The following is a 25,462-nucleotide window of genomic DNA, read 5'->3' as shown; positions in this document are numbered from 1 at the left end:
GATAACTCCTTTAACAACACCTCTTAATCTTGTGTCACATTGCGCTCACATTTTTTCGGGAGCAGTATTTCTACTCTCGTTCCTTTCTTTACTTCACTAGAAATGTGTAATTCTCCAAGATGCTCTGTCACAATTCGCTCTACTACCGTAAGACCTAATCCAATTCTATCTTGCTTCGTTGTATAAAAAGCATCCTTAACTCGTCCTAAATTATCCTTTTTTATCCCAAAACCACTATCTACTATACTTACTATTACATAATCTCTTTTTTTATTTTCAACTTGTATTTTTAATGTTCCGCCATGTTCCATTGCCTCTAAAGCATTTTTAATAACATACAAAAATACTCCTTTTAATTTGCGTTCATCACATTCAATTTCACTTCTATTTTGCTCTTCATTAAAGGTGCAATTTATATTTAACTCGTTCATTTTTCCGCGCATGTTTTCTACCGCTTGTACTAAAACATCACTTACAATGTGTTTTTCATAAACAGAAGGTTTACATGTAGCAACCTCCATTAATTCACTAATCATATTATTCATATTTTCGATTTCAAGAATCATTTGTTCATATGTTGCATCTTTTTCGTGTTTCTCTTTTTGTAATTGCGTAAACCCTTTTAATGAAGCAAGTGGGTTTTTAATTTCATGTCCGACTGTCGCTGCCATTTTTCCGATAACCGCCAATTTTTGTGACTGACTTGCCTCTGCAATACGTCCCTTTACTGCTGAAAGATATTGTAAAAATCGATTTAAAATAATAAATGACACGAAAAGTAACACCATATTTATAACAAGAGACATAAACAGGTTAAGTTCTCCAAATACAAATAGGTATATCATATATTTCCCTATAAGGAATGGCGCTAGGACAAATAAATATCTTTTACTCAAAAAGATCGGTACGAAGAAAATAAAAATATATTCAATTACATTCCCTTCATCAAATGCTATTCTATTATGAAAAGCATACCATCCAATATTAAAAGTCTCTGCGATCATGTATGCAAATAAATATGTATATTTAACTAAATATGCTTTTTCTCTCTCAAATAAGTAAACACTAATACCTAATATAGCCATAATATATGCAAGCTTCCATATCCCTTTATGCCAATTTCCTAAAGGCATTGTATCTTCTAATATAATCGCGTATGCAACCTCGTATACAATTAAAATAACATGTATTACCCATAAGAAAATCTTTTTGTTTTTCTTTTCTTCTTTAGCTGATAGAAAACTCTCTTCCACTTCAACACCCCTTCAAAAGAATACCATTTATTATAATAAATGATTTTCATAGACAAACAAAGATAAATTGAACAAATGAGGAAAATCAATCCATAGATAATATACTTCCCCACACCATATGTAAGCATAAAAACCATGAACAATAATACGTATAATATGGGAGGTGCTTTATATGGACGGTCGTGAAAATAAGAAGATAGAACAGTTACAATCCTTTACGAAAAACAATGAAGGAAAAGAGATGACAACGAATACGGGTGTCAAAATTTCAAATGATGAAAACTCTTTAACCGCCGGCGATCGTGGTCCTACACTTTTAGAAGATTTCCTGATGCGAGAAAAACTCGCTCATTTTGACCGTGAACGAATTCCTGAAAGAGTCGTTCATGCCCGCGGTTACGGAGCACATGGTGTTTTTGAGCTATATGATTCTTTAGAAGACTTAACAATGGCTCATTTTTTACAAGACCCATCTAAAAAGACACCTATTTTTATTCGTTTTTCTGAAGTTGCTGGATCAAAAGGTGCAAATGAAACGAACCGAGATGTACGAGGATTCGCTGTTAAGTTTTATACAGAGGAAGGAAATTTCGATTTAGTGGGTAATAACATTCCGATTTTCTTCATTCAAGATGGTATTAAATTTCCGGATCTTATTCATGCCCTTAAACCAGAGCCACATAATGAGATTCCCCAAGGACAAACAGCACACGATACTTTTTGGGACTTTATCGCCAATAATCAAGAATCAGCTGCGATGATGATGTGGATTATGTCGGATCGCGCAATTCCGAGAAGTTTTCGAATGATGCAAGGGTTCGGCGTTCATACATTTCGTTTAGTTAATAAACACGGAAAGTCACGATTCGTAAAATTCCACTGGAAGCCAAAGCTTGGCGTTCACTCGTTAATTTGGGATGAAGCTCAAAAACTAGGCGGCGCTGATCCAGATTATCATCGCCGTGATTTATGGGAAAATATTAATGCTGGAAACTACCCTGAGTACGAACTTGGCGTTCAAATTTTAGAAGAAGAGGACGAATTTAAATACGATTTCGATATATTAGATGCAACGAAAATTTGGCCAGAAGAAGACTTCCCTGTTAAAATCATCGGAAAAATGACGTTAAATCGGAACGTTGATAACGTATTTGCGGAAACAGAACAAGTCGCACTGCACCCTGGAAGCATCGTCCGCGGTATCGATTTTACAAATGATCCTCTCTTACAAGGTAGACTATTTTCTTATACAGATACACAATTAGCACGCGTCGGTACAAACTATCAAGAGTTACCGATTAATCGTCCAGTATGTCCTTTTCATAACAATCAAAGAGATGGTGCGTCTAAATATATAATTGATAAAGGAAAAGTCGCTTACCGTAATAACTCTTTAGCTAATAACTCTCCCTTTACTGTACCTGATACGAAAGGCGGTTTCGTTACATATCCTTCTACTGTTTCTGGACATAAAACAAGAGAAACAGCCGCTAGTTTTAAAGACCATTTCTCACAAGCCCGTTTATTTTGGAATAGTATGAGCCACGTCGAAAAAATCCATATTATGCAGGCCTTTTCCTTTGAATTAGGAAAAGTAAAAAGTAAATCAGTTCGCCAACAAGTCGTAGGTATGATTGGTCATATAAGTACAGAATTAGCTACTTTAGTAGCTGAAGCAGTCGGGGCAACAGTGCCAAATGTTCAAGAATCAAATGTTACAAAATCCTCACCAGCACTAAGTATGGAACATACAACATTCAGCCCAAATACATTACGAGTAGGCGTCATTGTCGCAAACGGATATGACGGTCAAAACGCACAATATATTATAAATCAATTCAAACAAGCCGGTCTTCAGCCCGTTATTATTTCCGAACGATTAGGTTTTGTGCAAGGCTCTCAAAATGGACAGTGGGAAGTGAATGATACTTTCTTAACAGGGTCACCACTTCTTTATGATGGGCTACTTCTTATTGGCGGAAATATTAATGATCATTTTCTTAACAAGGCCAGTTCATTCGTCGTAGAATCGTATAATCACTTTAAGCCAATTGGCGCTTTCCAAAATGGAACTACTATTGTTCAATCTTTAAACATCGAAGGAAAACCTGGCGTTATAACAGAACAAAACCCTACCTTACTTGCAAATGAATTTATTCAGGCCATGACAAAACAGCGATTTTGGGAAAGAGCCTATTAAAATGCATGAGGAGGATACATCATGTTCGTTACAGTTGAAAAAGATGTACACATTTTTGTTGAGGATATTAACCCAGGCCCTGGAAGTAAACCTGTCTTCTTCATTCATGGCTGGCCTTTAAATCATCAAATGTACCAATATCAATTTAATATCTTACCACAACATGGTTTCCGCTGCATCGCCATGGATATACGAGGAAACGGACAGTCTGATAAACCATGGACTGGTTACACTTATGATCGTTTAGCTGATGATATCGCAATTGTATTAGAAGCACTTCAAATAGAAAATGCTACGTTAGTCGGCTTCTCAGTCGGTGGCGCTCTCTCTATTCGGTATATGTCACGATATGATGGGCGTCGTATTTCCAAACTTGCATTAGTGGATGCTGTCTCTCCTTCTTTCGTGAAAAACCAAGAATCCCCTTACGGCGTACCGAAAGAACAAGCAGATGCTCTTATTAATCAAATGTATGTAAATTTACCTAAGTTTCTAAGTGATGTATCTTTATCATTTTTTAATAGAAACTTAGGAGCGGCTACACTAGAATGGTTTTCTTATCTCGGTATGCAGTCCGCTTCTTATGCTCTCATCAAAATTTTGCAAGCAGCCGCGACCGAAGACGTAACGAAAGACTTAAGTAAAATTAACGTTCCAACAAAAATATTCCACGGTGTTCACGACCAACTCATCCCTTATAAAAGTGCTGAGCTAACAAAAGAGCGAATTAAAAATTCCGAACTATATCCTCTTACAAATAGTGGCCACGGCTCTCCAATCGATCAAGCGGATGAGTTAAATAAAGAACTGATAAAATTTTTAAATTCATAGTTCCTTTACGGCAAATTCTTTTTTCTTAACTACCTTTTGCACGAGCAAATTCCACATATGGCTTATTCTTCTCTTCCATTAAAAATAAAACGATAATGCGGAAAAAATGAAGAGTTGGAACAATCGTCATACAAAGAATCGGTAAGAAATATGCACGTTCATCATTAAACGCATAAATGGTAACGAAGCGATATCCTGTCTGTTTATAAATCCATACAACAAATAATTGCAAACTAAAAATTAATAACAAATCTGGAACTGATTCTATTAAAATTAAACAAATTGTCCAATTATATACTAGATGAAAAATTCACACACTTCTCACAAATCAATTATTAAAACGACTCTATTTTAATTTATACTAAATGTACAAGTAATACTCCCTAAACCTAGCTTGTCTGGTTATCCCGTTAAATACTATGAAAAAAGAACTTGTATCGTATACAAGTTCTTTTTTGTCGCCTATTTAAATAATATATCCTTACTATATTGCTTTCCGATGAGTAAGTCATATTGAATAAACTCATATTGCTTTAACATTTCTTTTTGTTTTTCTGTTAAACTTTTTATTGCTTCTCCGTCTTTTCCTATCTTCAATTCATCACGAAGTACGGGAATTTCTCCATATAACTTCGATAAAAATTGATAGAACGGTACCTTATTTAATCCAGCATAATCAAAGACAAGATTTGAAAAATAGATTGGACTTACTAAACCTAAATTGTCATTTGGCATATCAAAATTTGCATACATTAATAACGGCGTTTGCGCCATCGCTAATCGTTCACTTGGCGTTTTTTCATTCGTTATATAACCAGTCTCTTTATAAAGAGATTTATTCGTTCCTAGTGATGGGAGATGGTCCCCAAAGAATACTAATAATGTAGGTCTATCTAAATTATCTAGCTCCTCTATTAAATATTGAAGAGCTTCATCTGAACGTCTTAAACCTTCTGTATAAGTCTCTAATTCAGCCTTCGATTCTTCATTCTCTAAACCACTAATCTCTATTTGATTTTCGCCAAATCTTCCTTCTGTAAATGGAAAATGATTTTGCATTGTAACCGCATGAATAAAAGTAGGTTTCTTTTGCTTCTCTAATTCAGCTATTATCTCTTTACTCATAGATAAATCGCTAATATAATCTCCATCAACTTCTACATTTTCCATCGTATCTTGTGCATTAAACTTATCAAACCCTAACACTTTATATACGTCATCCCGTTTAAAGAATGAGCGACCGAACGAATGAATTGCACTTGTATAATACCCTTCTTTTTTCAAAGCTCGAGGAATTGATGGAATTTCTTTCTTATTTGTAACAACTTGCTGATACGGTATAGATCCTGGTTTTAACAAACTCATTGAATAACTCGTTAATACCTCAAATTCAACGTTCGCAGTATTTCCTCCAAATGCAGGAGAAATAGTTTGTCCACCAGGAAAACTTTCTATATAATGATGCAAATTAGGTAAAGGATCTTCACTAAAGGACAGGTTCGTTAACTTCGTTGGATCCCAAAACGATTCACTCATTACAAAAATAATATTCGGTTTCTCTTTTTGCTTCTGTGTCCCTATATTGCTACTATATTGTTTCTTTATATCGTTTGCTATTTGAAGCATATTTTCTTTTGAATACTCTTTCGGCTTTTCAATAACTGTTGTATCTAGATTACTTATAAAGCCTAACACAAAACCGTTCGAAGCATAATTTTCATTTTGATTCCACAAAACGAACTCTATACCTGACTTTTGAAACCATTTATTCATAAACGTATTCGTAAAATTACCATACACATATAAAATAAAAACGGATCCTATTATAAATAGTACTCGTACGCCTGCATGAACTTTTACATTTTGAATATACTTCCTCACATACATACCCGCCAAAATACAGACAATAACACTTACAATAACGAGAAGAATATAACCCCAACTAAAATAATCCATCACCATTGGTATAACAGATTGCATATGTCCAATCTGTGTAAAATCAGAAGGATATAGTGGATCTCCCCTAAAAACAATTTTGAAGTGATTTACAATAGCCAAAATGATTAGCAAAATGCTTGTCAAAATAGTACTCAAAAAAACTTTCCCAAGTACGTTATACACTAAAACATATATCGCATAAATTACAATTAAACTAAATATAAACTGTGCGTTATAATTGTAAATCCAATTCAGTGTATTTACGAGATTCATATTATTTTGTGTGAAAATAAAAAGCAAAGTAACCACATGCGCTACTAAAAACATTCTAATATAAATCCTAATAATCTGTTTAAATTTATTAACAATATCTTTATTCAAATGCGCAACATACAATAGTACAATCCACATCAAAATTGTCATTATACTTAAGACAATTTTTTGATTTAACATATCTTTCATCGTATCTAAACTAAAATATTTTAAAATCAAGAAAAGTGTGGGTATTACATATAGGGTTACTAGGCCACTTAACATCGCTGAAATTAATATACTTCTTCTTGGCTGATGAAATGAAAAATTACACCTCAATTCATTCCCTCTTTTCTGTTTATTAATTTCACCCCGCACCGTAATAAAATATTACTTATATAAACATAACATATTATGTACACAACGTCTTCTCATGTACACCCTCCGTATAATGTCATCTGTTACCTCTTGTACATACCGAATAGAAAAGAACCTGTCATGTGACAGGTTCTTCTCGTTATTTATTAGGATACGATGATTAGCATGTTTACTATACAAGAGGAAGCATCCATATTTTCCATATGATACTTACGATTACTATAAGTACAAAATCAAACAAATCTAATCTCGGACCCTTTTTCATAGTCATGTCTAGCCACATATGAATCCATTTCATTTCCTTATATTTATGAATATTTTTCTTTGCGAATCGGTAAGTGAGCACTTGCATGATGTAAATTCCAATTACGCAAATAAGCAATAAGATGAGAAATTCAAACACAAAATTCCTCCCTATTTTTGAAGCGTTCTTTCTACTATATGGTTCTTCAAAATCCATTCCTCAAACTGAGCACTTCCAAACTCCCAGCTCAAATCACGAGCATGTACAGAAAAAACGTAATAACCAGCATATTCGTCCATAAACCGACCTGTCTCTATCTCCTCTTTCTGAAGACCGTATACTCCAAAATTAAAATACACATCCCACACGTCTTCATGCTTCCTCTTATAAGCAATCGATTCCATATCACATTCAGTTCCGAAATAATCAAGATGTAAATGTACGCTATCATCGTATTCGTAATCCATTTTATCACCCCTTATATTTGTACTTCTTTACTACCCAAAAAATTCCTGCTATATATACTCACATATGGGCACTTACCTACATATTATGCTTGTAGATTGACTTCTAGGAGGTGTCATATAGTGAAAAAATTAATAACCGTTTTTTGCATCATGTTACTAGCTGTTTTCACATTCGCTGCTTGTAGTAGTACAAAGGAAAGTACGAAAGAACAAGCTCAAAAAATTCGCGTTGGCGAAGTTACACACTCTCTTTTCTACGCACCATTATATGTTGGAATGGAAAAAGGATTTTTTAAAGATGAAGGCTTAAATATTGACTTACAAACAACAGCTGGCGGAGATAAAACGATGACCACCCTTTTATCTGGCGGAATTGATATTGCTCTCGTTGGTTCAGAAACGTCTATTTATGTTCATCAACAAGGAGCAAAAGATCCTGTCATTAATTTTGCGCAGCTTACACAAACAGATGGCACATTTTTAGTTTCCCGTAAAAAATTAGACTCTTTTAATTGGAACGACGTAAAAGGCGTTACGTTTTTAGGACAGCGTAAAGGCGGCATGCCGCAAATGGTTGGTGAATACGTTTTAAAGAAAAATGGTATTGACCCTCGCAAAGATACGAACTTAATTCAAAATATCGAGTTTGCTAATATTGCAAATGCCTTTGCATCTGGTACGGGAGAATTTGTACAGCTCTTTGAACCGACTGCAAGTATACTTGAAAAAGAAGGAAAAGGTTATATCGTCGCGTCTTTCGGGGCTGAATCTGGTACTGTCCCTTATACAACGTTTATGGCAAAAGAAAGTTTCTTAAAGAAAGATAAAGCTGCTGCAGAAAAATTCACGCGCGCACTATATAAAGCGCAGCAATGGGTTGATACACATAGTCCAGAAGAGATTGCCGATGCCGTTTCACCACTATTTAAAGACACTTCAAAAGACATTTCAGTAAAAGTAATTGAGCGCTACAAAAAACAACATTCTTATGCGACAAATCCATTATTAGATGATGCAGAATGGAAACAACTCCAAACGATTATGAAAGAATCTGGTGAATTACAAAAAGAAGTTCCACATGAAGCGCTCGTCAATACAAAAATTGCCGAAAGCGTTATTAAGAAATAGAGGCGAAGTGTATGAGCTTTTTACAAATACGTAACGTTTCTCACTGCTTTTTTGCAAAAGAAAATGCCAAACTTATTCTTGAAGATATGAGTTTGCAAGTAGACGAAGGCGAATTTATTTCAATCCTTGGTCCAAGTGGTTGCGGAAAAACAACGCTCCTCTCCATCATCGCAGGTCTACTCGATCCAATTGAAGGTATCGTATTTTTAGATGGTGAACCGATTACAACTAAGACCCCCTCTATGGGCTATATGCTCCAGCAAGATTACTTGTTTCCGTGGAAAACAATTGAAGAAAATATTATGCTCGGACTTCATATTCGGAAGGTTTATGATGAAAATACGAAAGAACATACATTAAAGCTTTTAAAACAAGTCGGCCTATATGATATAGAACAGCAATACCCTCGTGAACTATCCGGTGGTATGCGCCAACGTGCTGCACTCGTTCGAACATTAGCGACCGACCCAAAAATTTTATTGTTAGATGAACCATTTTCCGCTCTTGATTATCAAACAAAATTAAAACTAGAAGATCTCGTCTTCACATTACTACGTAACTATAAGAAAACATCCCTACTTGTGACACATGATATTGAAGAAGCAATTGCGATGAGTGATCGTATTTATTTGCTGCAGGCGAACCCTGGAAAAATTGCAAAAACATTCATCGTCCCAGAAAGTATCCGTTCCTTATCGCCGTTAGAAGCACGCCACCACCATGACTTCCCATCCCTCTTCCAAGAAATATGGAAGGAGCTGGAACGACTTGGATAATATAAAACAACTACATGAACAGTTTCGAAAAAAAGAAAGACAACATGCATGGTTAGCTCGCTCTTTACAACTTGTACTTCTTGTTCTTTTCTTTGCACTATGGGAAATAGCTAGTAAAAAAGAATGGATTGATCCTTTACTCTTTAGCTCTCCTTCAAGTATTTGGGATCTCTTTTTAACGAAATGGATTGACGGTTCACTTTGGGTCCACATATGGACGACATTACTTGAAACAGGAGTAGGCTTCATTCTCGGAACTATACTCGGAGCTATTATTGCTACTCTCCTTTGGTGGATGCCACTTTTGGCCCGCGTACTTGATCCTTATCTCGTCGTCCTAAATGCAATGCCAAAAGTTGCACTCGGTCCAATCATCATTGTTATTTTCGGTCCAAATATTTCATCCTCTATCGCAATGGGGGTAATCATCTCCATCATCATTACCATTCTCGTTATTTACAGCGCATTTCAAGAAGTCGATTCCAACTATATTAAGGTCATGGACACATTTGGCGCAAATAAATGGCAATGCTATAAGCACGTTATTCTCCCTTCATCTTTCCCTGCAATTATTTCAACGTTAAAAGTGAATGTTGGCTTATCATGGGTCGGTGTTATTTTCGGGGAACTCCTCGTTTCTAAACAAGGGCTTGGCTATTTAATTAGCTACGGATTCCAAGTCTTTAACTTCACACTCGTCTTACTCAGTGTATTGCTCACTTGTGTCCTCGCAACTCTTATGTATGTATTTGTCGAGGCATTTGAAAAACTCCTTATTGGAAAACGAAAAAAAAGCTGACTTAGAGCGATACGCTAGAGTCAGCTTCTTTCTTCTACCTTTTATCACACATTTTCGAATCATCTGTAACATTCCCATTAGCAACCGTAACTGTATGGAAACAATCTTTCACACGCACCGTAACGACATTATCTTTTCGATCAATAATATGATAATCATTAAACTCTTTATTTAATGCACTACGAATTTGCTCCCCTTCAAAAATCGGAAAACCGTGAGACATTACCCAAATGAGACCAGCAACAGCAAGAATCGTTTTCATACGTTTCATTACCTCCTCGAGAGTAAACTTATAGCCCCTATACTATGCGCATTATAATTGTGTCTAATTTGTGACGTTTTTATACTAATTCTATTTTAATGATTCAGTTCCTTCTTCTTTTTTTAAAAAAGACAGAATTTTCAATTTTATCAATATAAAGAAACGCAAAGAACTACAATTCTTCACGTTTTTCCTTGGCTAAAATATATCGAACACATAATTCGCATTAATGTCCACTTGGTTGTTCTATCGTTTTCGAAACATCATATAATCCAGCTAACACTTCCGCTCTCATTTTTACAAGCTCAGGGAATTGATAGAAGAAGGCAATTTTTTTATATTTTAATTCTGTTCCTTCTTTCACCTTTTTTGAATCTTGTAAAATAAACGCTGTAAATGTATCCGCAATATCCTCCGCTACATTTGTCGTTCCATACAGTGAAACAAACTCACCATGCTTTTCCTTAAAAAATTCAATTTGAGCTTCTTCGCTTTCTTCCACTTTCTTTTCTGTCCACTCCTGGTCAATTGGTTTCCAGAAAGAATTATAAAATTGATTTATATAAGAGCTCTCCTTCGCACATCCTTCTTGTAAGAAAAGAGATTTACATTTATTTTGGTATGATGAAATATCTTTATCTTCTTCAAAAGCCTTTAAGTACTTTTCATTTACTGGTATTTGTTTATGTCCCAGTGTCAATACGTGAGCCGTCTCATGTATTAATGTTTTCATCACTTGATCGATATTTACTGCAGAATCAAGCGTATCTAAACTAATAGTCCACTCTTTCGGATACTCCATACTCGGCATAACATGAGCCACAATTCCATCGTATCCATCTGTTACCATATCAAACTCTTTTATGTCAGTGCGATACTTAGCAGGAATAAGCGTGCTATACATCTCCCATAACGATTCATGATAATCCCTATCTTGACGTTGCTTTAATACTTCTTCTTTCGCGTCCTTATCCTCCGCAAAAGCCTTATTCAATCGTTTGCGATCTAGTTTATCGAAATAAGGATCTACAATTTCATCACCATCAATATAATAAGAAGCTAAAAAGAAATAATTTTCATCATCCTTTTTTTTCATTTCTGCTTCTTTCATATCGTTACTTGAATGTCCTTCTAAATCATAATCCTCTAGTACTTCAAGTTCTGAAAGTCCATCTATCTTTTTATATACTTTTTGAAGTGTTTTATCACCTATTTGTGTGCATTCTTCTGTCGTTTCGCACACATCTTTTTTCTCTCTTTTCGAAGTTTGCTCCGACATATCACATCCAGCTACTAAGCCCGTTGAAATCATAAAACACACTAACTTGCCATACAGTTTCTTCATACGCACCTCCATTATTCCATTCTACAAAAATATCATAATCATTTTTTAACGAATATGCGATAATTAATTATAAAAACTGTATGGAGGTTTCCCATGATTCGAGCAGTCTTATTTGACTTAGATGGAACACTATTAGATCGTCGTCAATCTTTAGAGCAATTTATTCGTGATCAATATAATCGCTTCGCCTTTCATTTGATAAACATAGAAAAATTCGAGTATTGCTCTCGTTTTCTCGAACTCGACAATAATGGTTACACATGGAAAGATAAGGTATATTCCACTCTCCTTTGCGAATACAACATTACCACTTTAACGCAAGAGCAACTGCTGCACGACTACATTACAAACTTCCAACATCATTGTATTCCTTTCCAAAACATGCATGAATTACTTCAACAGCTAACTCAGCAAAACATTAAAATCGGTATTATTACAAACGGCTTTACTGATTTTCAAATGAACAACCTTCGAGCACTAAACATACATACGTATACAAGCACGATTCTTGTTTCAGAAGCGGAAGGAATTAAAAAGCCTCACCCTGAGATTTTCGAACGTGCTTTACAAAAGCTAAACGTAAAAGCAGAAGAATGCCTTTACGTTGGAGACCATCCAGAAAATGATGTGCTTGGTTCTGAACAAGTAGGGATTCTTGGCGTTTGGAAGAGAGATTTATTTTGGGGTGACTTTGAACATTCACGTGTGGTGGATGATTTATTAGAGGTGCTTTCGTTTTTAGAGGTGGAAATAAAAAAAACATAAAGCAGTCCAAAGAACCACTCTACGGAAGAGAGGTTCTTTGGACTGCTTTACTCATAAACTGTAAACTGCGGTTTACTCGGATGATCTTTAACTAGCGCATCATCTGGAAACTTTGAAACTTTTTTATATAAAGCAATGTCACCGATACAACCTGCTGTTAGTAGAATCCCTAAAAATGAGAGTGGCTCCAGATTCATAGCTAATCCCAATACAATTGGTAAAATTCCAGTTGGTAAAAACGGAAGCATTAACACTGTCTTCATTTGCTTTACTGTAATCACCTGTTTAGAATGAGCATATGCAGCACCTAATTTCCAATTGACGCCCCATTTTAGTTCACTCCACGGAACACCTCCGATATAGCGAAATCCAATTAAATGTATTGCCTCATGAATACAAACGAGAATAATCATTCCAATAATCAAAAGAAACATAATCGGCAATGTAATTTCAATTTGAAACTCGCCTGAAAAAAGCGCATGTAAAAAACTAATTCCAAATGCCAAAACAAATATTATAAGAAATGCATAGAAATTTAATTTAACCATCGAAACCGCAACAGTCGTTTCTTTTCTTTTATCCATCTTTTCCCCTCCTAAAACGTAAATACACCTTTACAAAATTGTATAATATACCCAAAATAAATGTAAAGATATATTTACATTTATTTTGAACACAAAAAAAGAAACCGGCCACTTTACTTCGTAAAACAGCCGATTTCTTCTATATGTTTCATCGTACGCGCTAATACATCATCGCGCATAATAAAGCTAAATTTTCTATCAGTTTTAATATTATCAGGAATGTCTTTTAATAACACAGACCCTTTCGTTTCTTCGTAATGCGTATGTTGCTCTACCGCACTAATTGTTGCAAAATAAATGTTTTTAATGATTATTTTGTCTTTTCCGGATACTTTGTATTGCCCTAAGTAAGTTAAATCAGAAACTATGCCGCCGGTTTCCTCATGAACTTCTCGAACTGCCGCTTCTTCCGGTGTTTCCCCGAGTTCTACTTTACCACCTGGAAATTCAAGACCACGGCGTAAATGATGCGTTAATAACCATTGATCCCCGTACCGGCATACAACCCAAACATGCTTTGGCTCAGGAGAAAATGGGTAACGTTCAAACGATAATTGTACAGTGTTGTGGTAATAATCTTTAAATTTGTACATGCCATTACTCCCCTATTGATGATTACAAGTTTTTCCTACCACAAATTGTAGCATATTCTCGCTTTTCTGCATAATATTATCCAATTACAATCCATTGATTATTCCCATTTGTGCGACTAATTCTTTCGTTTCATGATTCCCTAGATCATAAATCATTTTATATGCTTTTTGTAGTTGTTCATCATATCGATCATTATTCGAATCGTGATGATACTCAACGAATGGAACGTGGGAGCGTACATACGAACCTAAGTCCTCTTCATACGCTTGATCAAAATACTCTCTTAACTCCGTAATCTCTTCGTCATTTGCATAAATTTCAAAATTATACGTATCCGCCGTCTTCACTTGCGAAATTTGACCATTTCCAACTGATATATAATATGTTTTTTTATTCTCCATGTAACACCCTTCTTTCATCCTTTTAATTTCTATTGTTTTCATCAATTACAAAATTATGTAAAATAAAGAAAAGGAGGGATTTCATGCTCAAAATATTAATTATCGGCATTATAATCGTACTGATCGTATTAGTACTCTCCGTCATGACGATTAATAAAGGCTACGCATATAAAGTGAAACTATAATCAGTGGGGGTTTTGTTCATCCCCCACTGATTATTAGCCTTCACCAATCGGGCGTTTACGGGCAGTTGATCTCCCACCTAACTTCTTTGCTCCATCCGAATTTTGAGGTGGGAGTTTTACTGCCCGTTAATGCGGGATAAACATTCTGTTGATAAGCCCGAAGATAACCCTTACCCTAAAAATAATAAGGAGGAATCATAGTATGCCTCGTATACTTCGCATCGCAATCGCACTCACTGTGATAATTATGTCAGCAATGGGGCTCTATACAGGTCAAAATAACTTTCTACCACTTTCACAATTTCTATTAGGAGCTTTAATGTTTCTCATCGCAATTGAGCAAATAAAAAAGAAGGATTCAGGAACCGGATTTATTTGCATTGTTGCTGGTGCTTTCATTTGGATTGTTCTCATCATTACCTACATAAAATAGAAGGAGGGTCCTTTATGTTAAAAGGAGTTCGAATTACTTTTTCACTTATCTCTTTATTTATAGCAATCTATAGTTTTATTACTGGAAATAGAGGAATTATGCCTTATATGTTTATCTTTTTAGGCGGTATGGCTTTCATTGTAAGTATAGAGGAAATGATGGAACATAAAAAAGTAAGTAGTACGCTCGTTTTTTTAGTCAGTGCAGCAGTTTTATATCTAGGTATCTCAGAAATACTTCGTTAATTTGTCTATTTAAAGGAGGGATACAACGCTAACTAGATTACGGATTTTTCTCATGCTTTTCATGCTCCTGATACTCTCTTTGCACTTATTCTCTTATTACCGATAATTTCACAATTCTCCCATACATACAATTTACTTTCAGTTGTTTCTTTATTCTTCTAGGAATGAATGAACTGAAATCCGGACGATAATCAATGAGTATTCCGTATTTTTTCGTTTCTATTCTTATGTTCTTCGTTTTAATATCGACCTACTTTCGCTAAAGGTAACATGTACTTTTAATCACCTATTGACGATTATTTTCACCAATTTTGCTTTTTCGAACAGGTAATACATTTGAGGACAATAAAAAAAACGAAAAAGGTGGAGAATAGTATGCTAAAAGTATTTCGTATTATATCCGCTCTGATCGTCATCGCACTCGCTCTATATGGAATGTTTACAAACCCGCTTGTTATTATGCCCTATATGCTTATTGCCTTATCTATCATGGCTTTCATCATGAGCGCAGAAGAAAAACAGAAACAACAGAAAGTAAATAGTACAATCTCTTTCTTTTCTGGCGTCTTTACTTTAATTATTGTCATTCTTATTCTTGTCTCTCGATAACAATACTTCTACTAAGGAGGATTTCATGTTAAAAAACTTTCGAATTATAATAGCTACTATCGCTCTCATTCTCGCTCTACTTAGCCTCCTTGCAAACCTCTCTATGCTTTTACCATTCGTATTTATCCTTTTAAGTATTATGTTTATCCTTTTTGGAATTGATGAAATAAAAGAGCAGCAAAAAGCAAAAGCATTTGTTTATTTTCTCGGTTCTGTCTTTATTTTATATGTAGGAGTGTCTAGTATACTTTCATAAAAAAAGAGCAAGTTTTCTCTTAACAAAATAAAAAAAACTGCCCTTTCACAGGCAGTTTTTCTTTCTATCCAAATACTTTCTCAAGTTCATCTTTATCTTGGCTTAACCAGAAGTTCATTAAGCGTTGTGCTCCTTCTAAGTCGTGAAGCTTCGCTTGGCCACATTGTGTTTCATTTGCAGCTGGAATTTCTGTAATTTGAACCGCATCTTTTAATGTTAGTTCTAATAAATCAATGATTTCACGAACTGTCGGTGTCCCGCTTACTACAAGATAATACCCTGTTTGGCAGCCCATCGGTGAAATATCGATAATATCAAAATGCGGATAACGATCAATATATTTACGTAAATTAAATGCTAATAAATGCTCTAACGTATGAATAACATCTGGTTTCATTGCTTGTTTATTTGGTTGGCAAAAACGAATATCAAATTTATTTACAATACCGTCACTACCTACATTGTGGACTCCGCAATGTCTTACATAAGGCGCCTTTACAATTGTATGATCTAATTCAAAGCTTTCTACTGATGGCATATAACATCTCTCCCGCTTTTAATTTAATTCCGTTATATCCAATATGATATAACGGAAATCAACATTAGTAAAGAATTATGTACGGTCGTGCTATAATACTTTAAGACTATGCTGAAAAGGAGACCATTATGAAACAGATTTTTATCGGTATTATACGCTTTTATCAAAAGTTCATTTCTCCGATGACACCGCCAACGTGCCGCTTTCATCCGACTTGCTCTCATTATGGATTAGAAGCGTTTCAAAAACACGGTGCCTTCAAAGGATTTTGGCTTACATGTAAGCGTATATTAAAATGTCACCCTTTCCATCCAGGAGGATTTGATCCTGTCCCAGATAAAAAGGATGACAAAGTAAATTCTTAATTTTCGTAACCATTTACAACTAAATCTAATTTTCCTGTGTCAGGATCTATAACAAGACCGTGAACAGGTACTTCTTCCGGAAGTAACGGATGGTTGCGAAGTATTGACACACTATGTTCTACACTTTCTTCTACACTAGAGAACCCTTGTAGGAATCTTTCTAAATCGATTCCAGAATAACGAAGTGTATCTAATTTCTCTTCTGTTACGCCGCGCTCTTTCATTTTCTCAATTGTACTGCTTGCTTGAATTTTTGCCATACCACAATCATGATGACCGACAACACATACTTCGTCAGCTCCAAGCTCATATACAGCGACTAAAATACTACGCATAATACTTCCAAACGGATGTGAAATAACAGCGCCTGCTACTTTAATAATTTTCACATCACCGTTACGCATATTCATTGCTTTCGGTAATAATTCAACAAGACGAGTATCCATACAAGAGATAATTACCATCTTTTTGTTTGGAAATTTCCCTGTTTCATACTCTTCGTATTTTTTCTCTTCAACAAATTTTTCATTGTATTGTAAAATCTCTTCTAATGACTTCATAGTAAAGAACCCTCTTTTCTCTCATTTACACTTCATATATAGTGTACCAAAATTTGAAAAACTCAAAAAGGATATTGCTTTATAGTAAAAATAGGATATTTTCAGATAATCGACATAATTCTTTCAAAATATACACACACCTTTGTAACAAGTCTCACATACTTTAAACGTTTTTTCACTATAAACTGATTGTAGATAATGTAAAAAAGGAGTGAATATTTATTATGTCCGACGTTCTGTTACTAAGTCGTTTTCAATTTGCAATTACTATTTTTTATCACTTTTTATTTGTACCTTTGACAATCGGACTTGTTATTTTAGTAGCATGTATGGAAACTCAATACGCCCGCACATTGAATCCAACATACCGTAAAATGGCAAATTTCTGGGGAAAACTTTTTACAATTAACTTCGTAATGGGGATTATAACCGGAATTACGATGGAATTCCAATTTGGAACAAACTGGTCTGAGTACTCCAAATATATGGGGGATATTTTCGGATCACCTCTCGCAATCGAAGCACTCGTTGCCTTCTTCTTAGAATCTACTTTCATGGGAATATGGTTATTCGGTAAAGACAAAATCTCACCAAAGTTCCGTGCTTTCTGTATGTGGATTGTTGCACTTGGAACAAATATTTCTGCCCTTTGGATTATTACAGCAAACGGCTTTATGCAAAACCCCGTTGGCTATGTAGTACGTAATGGCCGCGCTGAATTAAATGACTTCTGGGCTCTTGTTACAAATCCATATGCATGGAATATGTTCTTCAATACTGTAATTGGTTGTTATATTGTCGGTGCTTTCTTCGTTATGGCAATTAGTGCATATCACTTACTACGTAAAAACGAAGTGGAATTCTTCAAAAAATCATTTAAATTTGGTTTAATGTTAGGTTTATTCGCCGCAACAATTACACCATTTATGGGCCATCAATCCGGTGTATCAGCTGCTAAATATCAACCAGCAAAAGGAGCTGCGATGGAAGCTGTTTGGGAAACTGGAAAAGGACAAGGCTTCTCAATCATTCAAATTCCTGATGTGAAAAATGAAAAGAACTTTGAATTCCTTACTATTCCAAAACTCGGAAGTTTCTTCTATACAAACTCATTTGATGGAGAAATTGTTGGTTTAAAAGATATTCCGAAAGAAGATCGTCCAAACGTTAACCTCGTGTACTATAGCTTCCGCTTAATGGTTGCACTTGGTATGTTCTTTATGGCATTAACTTGGTATGGATTCTATTTAAACCGAAAAGGAAAACTAGAAAACTCAAAACGTTATTTAAAAATTACAATGTGGTCTGTCTTACTTCCATACATTGCGATTAATGCTGGCTGGATTGTTGCTGAAGTAGGTCGTCAACCGTGGACAGTTTATAAACTAATGCGTACAGCAGAATCCGTGTCACCTATATCAGTTCCACAAATTTGGTTCTCATTAATTAGTTTAATATTGTTCTACACTTTACTCTTAATTGCAGATGTATACTTAATGCTGAAGTTCGCGAAAAAAGGACCCGCTGCATTAGAAGAACCTGCTACTGAAGGAGGTACAGCTCATGTCTCATGATATGCTTGCAATTATCTGGTTCGGTTTATGGGGCGTAATTTGGACAGTTTACTTCATTCTTGATGGCTACGCACTCGGTAACGGGATGATTTTCCCATTCGTTGCGAAAGACCGACAAGAACGAAATCAATTACAAGAAGCAATTGGTCCATTCTGGGGTGGTAATGAAGTATGGTTAATTACAGCTGGTGGTGCAACATTTGCTGCCTTCCCAATCACATATGCAAATATGTTTAGTTACCTATATACACCACTGTTTTTAGTATTACTTGCACTATTTGCTCGTGCCGCTGGACTTGAATTTATGCATAAAGACGATTCACCAATTTGGCAAAAAACTTGTAAATGGGCATTTACAATTGGTAGTTTCCTAATCGCCTTCTTATTCGGTGTTACATTCGCTAACCTGTATTACGGGCTGCAAATCGGAAAAAATGGTTATGAAGGAACTTTACTTAGCTTACTAAACCATTATGGTATTTTAGGTGGTCTTTTCTTCACTGCTATATTCGTCGTATCTGGTGCCCTTTGGATTATGATTAAAACAACTGGCGAAGTATCTGATCGTGCTTATAAAATCGCAAGACCATTTTCAATGGCAGCTGCTATCATTTTAGCTATTTTCTATGTCGCAACTGCAAATCGTACAAATTTATTCCAAAACTTCACGGAATATCCTGTACTATTCATTCTTCCAGTACTTGCAATGTTAATGAGTGTACTCACACTTATTATGGTGTACAAACATAAAATCGGCCTTGCATTCACATTCGTTTGCTTAACAATCGCAATGTTTATGACAACTGGTTTTGCAGGTATGTTCCCAAGAATGTTACCATCTCGTATTAACGACGCTTATAGTACAACGTTATACAACGCAGCTGGTAGTCAATTAAACTTAAAAATTATGTTCTTCGTTGCAATCGTCATGGTACCAATCGTTATTGGATATCAGCTTTGGAGCTACAGCATATTTAAAAATAAAATTCATAAAGACTCTGCTAAAGGATATCACTAAAATAAAAAAGACACTTCGAGCGAAGTGTCTTTTTTATTTTACGTATGATTTTCGATAAGATGTTACATTTCTAATCTAACAACTATGATAAAGAAGAATCACTAACAGCTCACAACTAAATTGTATCACAGGGCAAGCACATCATTTTATGCAATTTTACATATAAAAATTATAACGTAGATTGAATTACTTGGTCATACACATCGTTATCCGTTACATCTGCCGTACTAATACCACTGAATGTCCTCACATTTAATCCGGTATTTGAAGATCCCGATCCATTATAAGCTTTCGTTTTTTCAATCGGATGCACATTATATTTATCACCTAAATTAATTGTTCCGTTACAGTTTTCAATAATAACACCTTCAACGACTGCCGGCATTTTTTCACCTACTTTCATTTCGTTACTTTTATTTTATGAACATCGCCTAAAAAAATAGCATGTTTGAATAAGAAAAAGCACTCAAATTGAGTGCTTTTTCTCTAAGCATTAATGGCAAGTTTGGAGACAGTTGACTTCTTCAAAATTTTATTAGGGGTAATATTTTGAAAAAGAAAGCCTTTCATATGTAGCTTAACACCACTGGAATATATAGTAAATTGATAATGTTTATACGGAAGATTGCTAATGTTTAGTATAGATAGTTTGCACTACGTTAATAGTGGAAATTATCTATACTAAGAAACAAAAAGACGCCTTTCAAGAAGACGTCCTTTCCCCTGTTTATATATACCCCATCCCGCTTTTTGTAAACACACACTAGAAAACAGAATCATGAATTGTTACAAGATTGTTAGGTACAAAAAGAGTAGAGATAAATATTAATATAAAATTCTGCTTTATAGCGTGTATCCACAACTTATATTTTAATCCTCTTCCCTTGAAAATAAACATAATATGCATAATTACATACCAAAAAGAAAAAGACACTCCACAGAGTGCCTCTTCAACCATTTTACTTTTAATATATCGCTTTGAATACATTTTACCATATTTAACTATATCGTTTGTTGAGAAAATTCGAAATCGTTATTTTTTTATCAACATCTTCAAAATCATGTAATATTAAGGATGCAATAAAACATTATACAAATTGAGGTGTACTATATTTATGTATTTCGGAATTATTCCTCTTATATTGTTTATTACTTTTCTTATTTCTTACTTAAAAGATCCACGGAAAATAATAAACGGTTTTTTATTCAATGCCTTTTTCTGTTCTTTCCTTATTTTTTGTACTATTACATCCTATGATTCAGGCAATACTACCCTGCATTCAATTATATTGCTACCTATTTTAGCACTTATCATTATGATTCCTTTTGGTATTATCGCTTTAATGTTTGGGTTATTTCTGAATGCTAGAATTTTAATGAAACGAGAAGGAAGACGTTTCACTAACTGTTTAACACTCATTGCTGCTTTAGGTATTTTATTCTTTATGTTACTCCCTATTATAAATCCAGCAAGTTTGTTCTCATCACATTTCCAGCCTATTTTCGCTGGTATTTCTCTTATAACTGTATATTTCTTTATACACTTATCTAACTTCTTAACTGCTTATTTTTTATACCAATTCAACAGACCAAAGCGTAATCAAGATTTCATCATCGTTCTTGGTAGTGGCTTAATTAATGACAAAGTGCCACCTTTACTTGCAAGTCGTATTAATAAAGCGATCGACTTCTATTGGAAACAAGCCGCTGTGAATACACCACCAACAATCATTTTCTCTGGTGGACAAGGTCCAGATGAAGGGCTTCCGGAAGCAGAAGCGATGCAAAATTACGCTGTTGAAAAAGGAATTTCTCTTGAACATACAGTGCAAGAAAATCGCTCTGTAAACACATATCAAAATATGTCGTTCTCTAAAGAAATTATGGATTCTTTAAAGCCTGAAGGTAAATATAGAAGTATTTTTACAACGAACAATTTTCACCTTTTCCGCGCTGGCATATATGCAAGACAAGCTGGCCTTAATAGCCAAGGAATCGGATCAAAAACAGCCTTTTATTACTGGCCTAATGCAATGATTCGCGAATATGTCGCAATTGTCGTTATGGGGCGTAAGCGCCATATGAAAATATGTGGAACTATTTTAGGTTTCGCTTTATTCCTAACAGTCGTTAGTTTTATACTTTCTTAACAACATCCCATCCTTTAAAAGGATGGGATTTCTTATACGAATTTCAAAAATATTTTAATGGTAATATGGTGATAATATCCCCTGCATACATCCATTAAAGGAGAATTTTTTCAAATTAAATGTTAAAATGGAGTTTAGGTGTGAATTACGTAACAAATAAGAAACTAGTTTGAAACGAGGAAATTATATGAAAAAAATGATCAAGAGTAAGCCCAATAAGCTAAAAATTGCTTCAAAAGCTTTAATGATTATTATTGGGGCATTTATCACAGCATACGGATTAGAAGCGGTATTAATTCCAAATAACGTATCAGACGGTGGTGTGACTGGTTTAAGTATCGTTAGTTCAAGATTATTTGGATTGCCATTAGGAGCTCTAATCGCAGTTATTAACATTCCTTTCGTTTGGTTAGGATATAAACAAATCGGTAAAAGCTTTGCAATTTATTCCATCATCGGGATTGCTTCATTAGCAATAGGTACCGTTGTCATGCACGGAATCCCAACAATTATTGAAGGCGACACGCTTTTAATTACTGTTGTTGGTGGTATTATTATCGGTTTCGGTATGGGACTAGCACTACGTAACGGCGGCGCATTAGATGGAATCGATATGCTAGCTGTATTACTTTCTCGTAAGTTACCTTTTGGAACAAGTGACCTTATTTTATTCTTAAATATGTTTGTCTTTATTTTTGTTTCAACAGTATTTGGTCTTCAAGGGGCTATCCTTTCGGCAATTGCTTACTTTATCGCTTCGAAAGTGATTCATATCGTTGAAGTTGGTTTAAGTGGTTCGAAAACATTTAAAATCATCACGAAAGAGCCTGAATTAATGGTAGAAACAATTCGCGATCGTTTAGGCCGAAGCGCAACATACAATGAAGTTTATGGTGGTTATTCAAGAGAGAAATTTAAAGAAATATCTTGTGTAATTAACCGTTTAGAAGAAAGTAAAATGAAGGACCTGATTAATGAAATCGATCCTAATGCCTTTATTACAGTTTATGACGTAGCTGAAGTAAAAGGCGGTAGCTTTAAGAAACGTGATATTCATTAATCATTATGAAAAAAGAGGGTGTGCCAAAATATTGGCACACCCTCTTTTTATTATGAAGTTGGTAAATCAATATTCCTTTTCGAATCGTTGATATATTTTGAGTTACGATAGATATAATCGAAAAACTGTTGATATATTTTACTCCCCCCATCTTCCTCCGCTTTTAATCCAATCGACGTACTTTTGAAAGGCGTTCACTTCATGTTGAAAGCGAAGCGGAATATATAGAAAGAGAGTACATGTACATAGTATCCATAGAATGCCAACTACAAAGTGAAATTTCATCGTTGTACTAATAAACAAACTGAGGAATAATACGAGGAACATGATTAAACTAAATCTTTTATACATAGTCATAATATTCCCTCCTTATTCATTAATTGTACCAGCTACAAGGAATTAATTCCCATAATAAAAAGACCGAAAAGCAAATTCCACTTTTCGGTCTCTATACTATCTTCTCTTCATAATTTTCCCTGAACCGCCAACCCTTGTTTTCGGGGGAGACGTATTCTTTGGTGGGGTTTTAATGGATGATTTCGGCTTCACATCAGATCCGCTCGAGCCACCTGGGTTTTTCGTGATTTTCCCTTTGCTTCCGGTAGAAGGCGGTGGCGTCTTGTCACTTCCTTTTTCCGTAATACTTCCTTTATCACCTACAGATGATTTCGGATCTACATTATCGCCTCGCTTAATAATAGATCCTTTCCCTTCCTTCGTAATTGGAGGCGGGGTTTTCTTTTCTTCTTTCGTAGGTGGTCTTTCCGGGATAACCGGTTTATGATTTTGTCTGTCATTATATCCGCGATAATCACCGTATGATGATTTTCGTGAACCGAATATATCGTTTAATATACTCCCCATAATATATCCTTGTAAGAAGGATGGTTGGTAATTCTGACGGACAAATTCTTCATTACTTATTTCAATTAACGTATCAGATGGTTTCTCTTTATCCTTTTGTAAATTATACATTTTATCAGAATAAACGAGGAACATTTGATTTTCGTCTTCTTTAGATGCTTGCTTCGGTTTCCTTTCGGCTATAAGTTCCTTTGCAACTTCAGGAACTGACCGATTGGCGGCCCTATACACGTAAGATTCTTGTTTACCATCCTTTGCGACAGACTCTAGTGGGTAACGGTCCTGAATTGACTTCGCCTGACCACTTTGACAGCCCGATAAAGCATAACCGGCAATAACAAGTAATGTAACGATAGCAAGTATAGGGATCACGAACGATTTAATCATGGTAAACAATCGGTTTGACATGATTACGCCCCCCTTATGTTGCTCTTATGATTTGTACATCAGCAGGAATAATTACTTCTCCCTCATACATCATTGTGCGACCATTTTGCCATTCAACACGTAATAATTTACGGTTATCAGATTGGAATTCCCATACGTACTGTTCTTCTGAAGCAGCGAATGGTGTTTTCCCCATAACAACAACACGTCCATTATATTGTTCTTCCATATGATACTCTATATCATCCATTTCAATCGTCGTCGGAATTTCATCGATTGAATCTAAACGACCATCAATCGGTGTATACAATTTGTAATACGTATTTTCACGGTCTTCAATTTTCAAATAACGAATATCTTTCCCGTCCTGCAAAGTTAAAACAATCTCTTTGCGAGAATGCATGCTCGTTTTCCCAGTTAATTCGTACATGACTAACGAGACTTCAATCATATCGCCAGGAGCCAACGTTAAAAGACTCTTTTCTGGCTTCGGCGGCTCCGGACTCTTCATTATATTTTTAATACGTTTAAATAAACTCACAATCTACCCCTCCTTTTCTCTTTATAAACAAGCACCTAAAATAAGTGCACCAACGATATGTAATGAACCAGCTAACAACGCATGTGCTACGCTGCCTTCTTTCGTTCCTTCTTCTAAATCTAAACCAGACATTTTCTTTAACACAAACTCAATGAACATTTCTACAATTAATAAAATAACGAATGAAACTGCTGAGGCAAGAAGCGCTTGCCATAAGTCATTCGCTTTCGTAATCGATTGTGACAAAATGTATCCTTGAGCGAATAATTTCATAACGAAACGCGTTGTTACAGCTGTATTCCCGTTTTTTATTTCTTTTAAATCATTGTATTTTGTAAAAATCGAATCAACCCACATAATTGCAAATAAAAGTACCGCACTTGCTCCAGTCCATACAAGCATGGCTAAAACATTCGTCCACGTCATTGCAAAACCTCCTCTAAAAGGTAATAGAAAACCG

General features: G+C 35.1%; 32 protein-coding genes and 1 pseudogene. 16 read left to right on the top strand and 17 right to left on the bottom strand.

Features of this window, described 5'->3' with window-relative positions:
* Positions 1-23 precede the first annotated feature (23 nt).
* Positions 24-1,253, bottom strand: coding sequence for an ATP-binding protein (locus tag I6L50_RS09155; RefSeq protein WP_219301162.1), 1,230 nt, complete (start codon positions 1,251-1,253; stop codon positions 24-26).
* 172 nt (positions 1,254-1,425) lie between these two features.
* Between I6L50_RS09155 and I6L50_RS09150 the strand changes: the two genes are divergently transcribed.
* The gene (locus tag I6L50_RS09150) at positions 1,426-3,453 is read left to right on the top strand and encodes a catalase (RefSeq protein ID WP_219301161.1); all 2,028 of its coding nucleotides are present in this window, start codon (positions 1,426-1,428) and stop codon (positions 3,451-3,453) included.
* A 21-nt stretch (positions 3,454-3,474) separates the two neighbouring features.
* On the top strand, positions 3,475-4,284 hold the full coding sequence (locus tag I6L50_RS09145; protein ID WP_113938157.1) for an alpha/beta fold hydrolase: 810 nt from the start codon (positions 3,475-3,477) through the stop codon (positions 4,282-4,284).
* Between the two features lie 25 nt (positions 4,285-4,309).
* Here I6L50_RS09145 and I6L50_RS09140 read toward each other — a convergent pair whose 3' ends face one another.
* The 4 genes from I6L50_RS09140 to I6L50_RS09125 form a co-directional block, all read right to left on the bottom strand.
* Positions 4,310-4,558, bottom strand: coding sequence for an ABC transporter permease family protein (locus I6L50_RS09140; RefSeq protein WP_257475375.1), 249 nt, complete (start codon positions 4,556-4,558; stop codon positions 4,310-4,312).
* 188 nt (positions 4,559-4,746) lie between these two features.
* Positions 4,747-6,813: an LTA synthase family protein gene (locus tag I6L50_RS09135; protein ID WP_219301160.1), complete on the bottom strand. Its 2,067-nt coding sequence runs from the start codon at positions 6,811-6,813 to the stop codon at positions 4,747-4,749.
* Between the two features lie 211 nt (positions 6,814-7,024).
* Entirely contained in the window at positions 7,025-7,255 is a 231-nt protein-coding gene (locus I6L50_RS09130) for a hypothetical protein (RefSeq protein WP_002034470.1), read from the bottom strand.
* An 11-nt stretch (positions 7,256-7,266) separates the two neighbouring features.
* Positions 7,267-7,563: a DUF3986 family protein gene (locus I6L50_RS09125; protein WP_113938161.1), complete on the bottom strand. Its 297-nt coding sequence runs from the start codon at positions 7,561-7,563 to the stop codon at positions 7,267-7,269.
* Between the two features lie 120 nt (positions 7,564-7,683).
* Between I6L50_RS09125 and I6L50_RS09120 the strand changes: the two genes are divergently transcribed.
* The 3 genes from I6L50_RS09120 to I6L50_RS09110 are packed head-to-tail and all read left to right on the top strand — an operon-like array spanning position 7,684 to position 10,266.
* Entirely contained in the window at positions 7,684-8,691 is a 1,008-nt protein-coding gene (locus I6L50_RS09120) for an ABC transporter substrate-binding protein (protein ID WP_219301159.1), read from the top strand.
* A gap of 11 nt (positions 8,692-8,702) precedes the next feature.
* Positions 8,703-9,467: an ABC transporter ATP-binding protein gene (locus I6L50_RS09115; protein WP_016102906.1), complete on the top strand. Its 765-nt coding sequence runs from the start codon at positions 8,703-8,705 to the stop codon at positions 9,465-9,467.
* Positions 9,460-10,266, top strand: coding sequence for an ABC transporter permease (locus tag I6L50_RS09110; protein WP_002089141.1), 807 nt, complete (start codon positions 9,460-9,462; stop codon positions 10,264-10,266). Before I6L50_RS09115 ends, I6L50_RS09110 begins: the two co-directional genes overlap by 8 nt.
* Before the next feature lie 34 nt (positions 10,267-10,300).
* On the opposite strand, the gene I6L50_RS09105 is transcribed toward I6L50_RS09110, so the two are convergent.
* Together I6L50_RS09105 and I6L50_RS09100 are read right to left on the bottom strand one after the other, a co-directional pair.
* Positions 10,301-10,528: a hypothetical protein gene (locus I6L50_RS09105; RefSeq protein ID WP_002089142.1), complete on the bottom strand. Its 228-nt coding sequence runs from the start codon at positions 10,526-10,528 to the stop codon at positions 10,301-10,303.
* Positions 10,529-10,754: 226 nt separating this feature from the next.
* On the bottom strand, positions 10,755-11,873 hold the full coding sequence (locus I6L50_RS09100; protein ID WP_113938163.1) for a recombinase family protein: 1,119 nt from the start codon (positions 11,871-11,873) through the stop codon (positions 10,755-10,757).
* Positions 11,874-11,966: 93 nt separating this feature from the next.
* Between I6L50_RS09100 and I6L50_RS09095 the strand changes: the two genes are divergently transcribed.
* A complete protein-coding gene (locus I6L50_RS09095) occupies positions 11,967-12,638 on the top strand; it encodes an HAD family hydrolase (RefSeq protein WP_219301158.1) in 672 nt (223 codons plus the stop codon).
* A gap of 47 nt (positions 12,639-12,685) precedes the next feature.
* On the opposite strand, the gene I6L50_RS09090 is transcribed toward I6L50_RS09095, so the two are convergent.
* From I6L50_RS09090 to I6L50_RS09080, 3 genes are all read right to left on the bottom strand, one after another.
* The gene (locus I6L50_RS09090) at positions 12,686-13,222 is read right to left on the bottom strand and encodes a DUF3267 domain-containing protein (protein WP_113938165.1); all 537 of its coding nucleotides are present in this window, start codon (positions 13,220-13,222) and stop codon (positions 12,686-12,688) included.
* Between the two features lie 113 nt (positions 13,223-13,335).
* Positions 13,336-13,815: an antimutator 8-oxo-(dGTP/GTP)ase gene (gene mutTA / locus I6L50_RS09085; RefSeq protein ID WP_002015736.1), complete on the bottom strand. Its 480-nt coding sequence runs from the start codon at positions 13,813-13,815 to the stop codon at positions 13,336-13,338.
* A gap of 84 nt (positions 13,816-13,899) precedes the next feature.
* Positions 13,900-14,217: a hypothetical protein gene (locus tag I6L50_RS09080; RefSeq protein WP_002089150.1), complete on the bottom strand. Its 318-nt coding sequence runs from the start codon at positions 14,215-14,217 to the stop codon at positions 13,900-13,902.
* A gap of 83 nt (positions 14,218-14,300) precedes the next feature.
* Between I6L50_RS09080 and ytzI the strand changes: the two are divergent.
* From ytzI to I6L50_RS09055, 5 genes and pseudogenes are all read left to right on the top strand, one after another.
* Positions 14,301-14,390: pseudogene (ytzI, locus tag I6L50_RS09075) on the top strand (YtzI protein); the annotation flags it as partial.
* A gap of 214 nt (positions 14,391-14,604) precedes the next feature.
* The gene (locus I6L50_RS09070) at positions 14,605-14,835 is read left to right on the top strand and encodes a YczI family protein (RefSeq protein WP_219301156.1); all 231 of its coding nucleotides are present in this window, start codon (positions 14,605-14,607) and stop codon (positions 14,833-14,835) included.
* 14 nt (positions 14,836-14,849) lie between these two features.
* Entirely contained in the window at positions 14,850-15,080 is a 231-nt protein-coding gene (locus I6L50_RS09065) for a DUF3953 domain-containing protein (protein WP_219301155.1), read from the top strand.
* A 375-nt stretch (positions 15,081-15,455) separates the two neighbouring features.
* Positions 15,456-15,689 (top strand): hypothetical protein, encoded by a 234-nt coding sequence (locus tag I6L50_RS09060; protein WP_002138769.1) that lies wholly within the window; start codon positions 15,456-15,458, stop codon positions 15,687-15,689.
* Positions 15,690-15,714: 25 nt separating this feature from the next.
* Positions 15,715-15,945, top strand: a complete 231-nt coding sequence (locus tag I6L50_RS09055) for a YczI family protein (RefSeq protein WP_219301154.1) — start codon at positions 15,715-15,717, stop codon at positions 15,943-15,945.
* 64 nt (positions 15,946-16,009) lie between these two features.
* Here the strand turns inward: I6L50_RS09055 and luxS are convergent, their stop codons facing one another.
* Positions 16,010-16,483, bottom strand: a complete 474-nt coding sequence (luxS, locus tag I6L50_RS09050) for an S-ribosylhomocysteine lyase LuxS (protein ID WP_001141371.1) — start codon at positions 16,481-16,483, stop codon at positions 16,010-16,012.
* Positions 16,484-16,611: 128 nt separating this feature from the next.
* Here luxS and yidD point away from each other — a divergent pair, with 128 nt between their 5' ends.
* Entirely contained in the window at positions 16,612-16,848 is a 237-nt protein-coding gene (gene yidD, locus I6L50_RS09045; RefSeq protein ID WP_002112460.1) for a membrane protein insertion efficiency factor YidD, read from the top strand.
* Here yidD and I6L50_RS09040 read toward each other — a convergent pair.
* On the bottom strand, positions 16,845-17,408 hold the full coding sequence (locus I6L50_RS09040) for a beta-class carbonic anhydrase (protein WP_002089163.1): 564 nt from the start codon (positions 17,406-17,408) through the stop codon (positions 16,845-16,847). The two genes, yidD and I6L50_RS09040, sit on opposite strands and share 4 nt — an antisense overlap.
* A gap of 224 nt (positions 17,409-17,632) precedes the next feature.
* Between I6L50_RS09040 and cydA the strand changes: the two genes are divergently transcribed.
* Both cydA and cydB read left to right on the top strand, forming a co-directional pair.
* Complete coding sequence (gene cydA, locus I6L50_RS09035) at positions 17,633-18,982, top strand: cytochrome ubiquinol oxidase subunit I (protein WP_219301153.1); 1,350 nt, start codon at positions 17,633-17,635, stop codon at positions 18,980-18,982.
* The gene (gene cydB / locus I6L50_RS09030) at positions 18,972-20,000 is read left to right on the top strand and encodes a cytochrome d ubiquinol oxidase subunit II (protein WP_219301152.1); all 1,029 of its coding nucleotides are present in this window, start codon (positions 18,972-18,974) and stop codon (positions 19,998-20,000) included. The genes cydA and cydB overlap by 11 nt, the downstream gene beginning before the upstream one ends.
* Positions 20,001-20,169: 169 nt before the next feature.
* On the opposite strand, the gene I6L50_RS09025 is transcribed toward cydB, so the two are convergent.
* Positions 20,170-20,403 (bottom strand): spore germination protein, encoded by a 234-nt coding sequence (locus tag I6L50_RS09025; RefSeq protein ID WP_088040298.1) that lies wholly within the window; start codon positions 20,401-20,403, stop codon positions 20,170-20,172.
* A gap of 712 nt (positions 20,404-21,115) precedes the next feature.
* Here I6L50_RS09025 and I6L50_RS09020 point away from each other — a divergent pair.
* Positions 21,116-22,150 carry a YdcF family protein gene (locus I6L50_RS09020; protein WP_219301151.1) on the top strand — a complete coding sequence of 345 codons (1,035 nt, stop codon included), beginning with the start codon at positions 21,116-21,118 and terminating at the stop codon, positions 22,148-22,150.
* 187 nt (positions 22,151-22,337) lie between these two features.
* Entirely contained in the window at positions 22,338-23,210 is an 873-nt protein-coding gene (locus I6L50_RS09015) for a YitT family protein (RefSeq protein ID WP_219301150.1), read from the top strand.
* Between the two features lie 138 nt (positions 23,211-23,348).
* Here the strand turns inward: I6L50_RS09015 and I6L50_RS09010 are convergent, their stop codons facing one another.
* The 4 genes from I6L50_RS09010 to I6L50_RS08995 all read right to left on the bottom strand — a co-directional run bounded on the left by I6L50_RS09010 (position 23,349) and on the right by I6L50_RS08995 (position 25,428).
* The gene (locus I6L50_RS09010) at positions 23,349-23,567 is read right to left on the bottom strand and encodes a hypothetical protein (protein ID WP_016095932.1); all 219 of its coding nucleotides are present in this window, start codon (positions 23,565-23,567) and stop codon (positions 23,349-23,351) included.
* A gap of 96 nt (positions 23,568-23,663) precedes the next feature.
* A complete protein-coding gene (locus I6L50_RS09005) occupies positions 23,664-24,482 on the bottom strand; it encodes a DUF4247 domain-containing protein (protein WP_219301149.1) in 819 nt (272 codons plus the stop codon).
* Between the two features lie 13 nt (positions 24,483-24,495).
* Entirely contained in the window at positions 24,496-25,002 is a 507-nt protein-coding gene (locus tag I6L50_RS09000) for a DUF4178 domain-containing protein (RefSeq protein WP_016092500.1), read from the bottom strand.
* Between the two features lie 21 nt (positions 25,003-25,023).
* Positions 25,024-25,428 (bottom strand): DUF350 domain-containing protein, encoded by a 405-nt coding sequence (locus tag I6L50_RS08995; protein ID WP_128856533.1) that lies wholly within the window; start codon positions 25,426-25,428, stop codon positions 25,024-25,026.
* Between the last annotated feature and the right edge of the window lie 34 nt (positions 25,429-25,462).

It is taken from the genome of Bacillus sp. FDAARGOS_1420 (genome assembly GCF_019344915.1).
Taxonomy (GTDB): Bacteria; Bacillota; Bacilli; order Bacillales; family Bacillaceae_G; genus Bacillus_A; species Bacillus_A mycoides.
Note: the sequence above shows the minus strand (reverse complement) of the source record. Positions and strands in the feature narration are given on the sequence as shown.

Coding starts and splice junctions, on each gene's coding strand:
- I6L50_RS09150 (WP_219301161.1), top strand. CDS start 1,426: ATGGACGGTCGTGAAAATAAGAAGATAGAACAGTTACAATCCTTTACG.
- I6L50_RS09145 (WP_113938157.1), top strand. CDS start 3,475: ATGTTCGTTACAGTTGAAAAAGATGTACACATTTTTGTTGAGGATATT.
- I6L50_RS09125 (WP_113938161.1), bottom strand. CDS start 7,563: ATGGATTACGAATACGATGATAGCGTACATTTACATCTTGATTATTTC.
- I6L50_RS09115 (WP_016102906.1), top strand. CDS start 8,703: ATGAGCTTTTTACAAATACGTAACGTTTCTCACTGCTTTTTTGCAAAA.
- I6L50_RS09105 (WP_002089142.1), bottom strand. CDS start 10,528: ATGAAAACGATTCTTGCTGTTGCTGGTCTCATTTGGGTAATGTCTCAC.
- I6L50_RS09100 (WP_113938163.1), bottom strand. CDS start 11,873: ATGAAGAAACTGTATGGCAAGTTAGTGTGTTTTATGATTTCAACGGGC.
- I6L50_RS09095 (WP_219301158.1), top strand. CDS start 11,967: ATGATTCGAGCAGTCTTATTTGACTTAGATGGAACACTATTAGATCGT.
- I6L50_RS09090 (WP_113938165.1), bottom strand. CDS start 13,222: ATGGATAAAAGAAAAGAAACGACTGTTGCGGTTTCGATGGTTAAATTA.
- mutTA (WP_002015736.1), bottom strand. CDS start 13,815: ATGTACAAATTTAAAGATTATTACCACAACACTGTACAATTATCGTTT.
- I6L50_RS09080 (WP_002089150.1), bottom strand. CDS start 14,217: ATGGAGAATAAAAAAACATATTATATATCAGTTGGAAATGGTCAAATT.
- I6L50_RS09070 (WP_219301156.1), top strand. CDS start 14,605: ATGCCTCGTATACTTCGCATCGCAATCGCACTCACTGTGATAATTATG.
- I6L50_RS09065 (WP_219301155.1), top strand. CDS start 14,850: ATGTTAAAAGGAGTTCGAATTACTTTTTCACTTATCTCTTTATTTATA.
- I6L50_RS09060 (WP_002138769.1), top strand. CDS start 15,456: ATGCTAAAAGTATTTCGTATTATATCCGCTCTGATCGTCATCGCACTC.
- I6L50_RS09055 (WP_219301154.1), top strand. CDS start 15,715: ATGTTAAAAAACTTTCGAATTATAATAGCTACTATCGCTCTCATTCTC.
- luxS (WP_001141371.1), bottom strand. CDS start 16,483: ATGCCATCAGTAGAAAGCTTTGAATTAGATCATACAATTGTAAAGGCG.
- yidD (WP_002112460.1), top strand. CDS start 16,612: ATGAAACAGATTTTTATCGGTATTATACGCTTTTATCAAAAGTTCATT.
- I6L50_RS09040 (WP_002089163.1), bottom strand. CDS start 17,408: ATGAAGTCATTAGAAGAGATTTTACAATACAATGAAAAATTTGTTGAA.
- cydA (WP_219301153.1), top strand. CDS start 17,633: ATGTCCGACGTTCTGTTACTAAGTCGTTTTCAATTTGCAATTACTATT.
- cydB (WP_219301152.1), top strand. CDS start 18,972: ATGTCTCATGATATGCTTGCAATTATCTGGTTCGGTTTATGGGGCGTA.
- I6L50_RS09025 (WP_088040298.1), bottom strand. CDS start 20,403: ATGAAAGTAGGTGAAAAAATGCCGGCAGTCGTTGAAGGTGTTATTATT.
- I6L50_RS09020 (WP_219301151.1), top strand. CDS start 21,116: ATGTATTTCGGAATTATTCCTCTTATATTGTTTATTACTTTTCTTATT.
- I6L50_RS09015 (WP_219301150.1), top strand. CDS start 22,338: ATGAAAAAAATGATCAAGAGTAAGCCCAATAAGCTAAAAATTGCTTCA.
- I6L50_RS09010 (WP_016095932.1), bottom strand. CDS start 23,567: ATGACTATGTATAAAAGATTTAGTTTAATCATGTTCCTCGTATTATTC.
- I6L50_RS09005 (WP_219301149.1), bottom strand. CDS start 24,482: ATGTCAAACCGATTGTTTACCATGATTAAATCGTTCGTGATCCCTATA.
- I6L50_RS08995 (WP_128856533.1), bottom strand. CDS start 25,428: ATGACGTGGACGAATGTTTTAGCCATGCTTGTATGGACTGGAGCAAGT.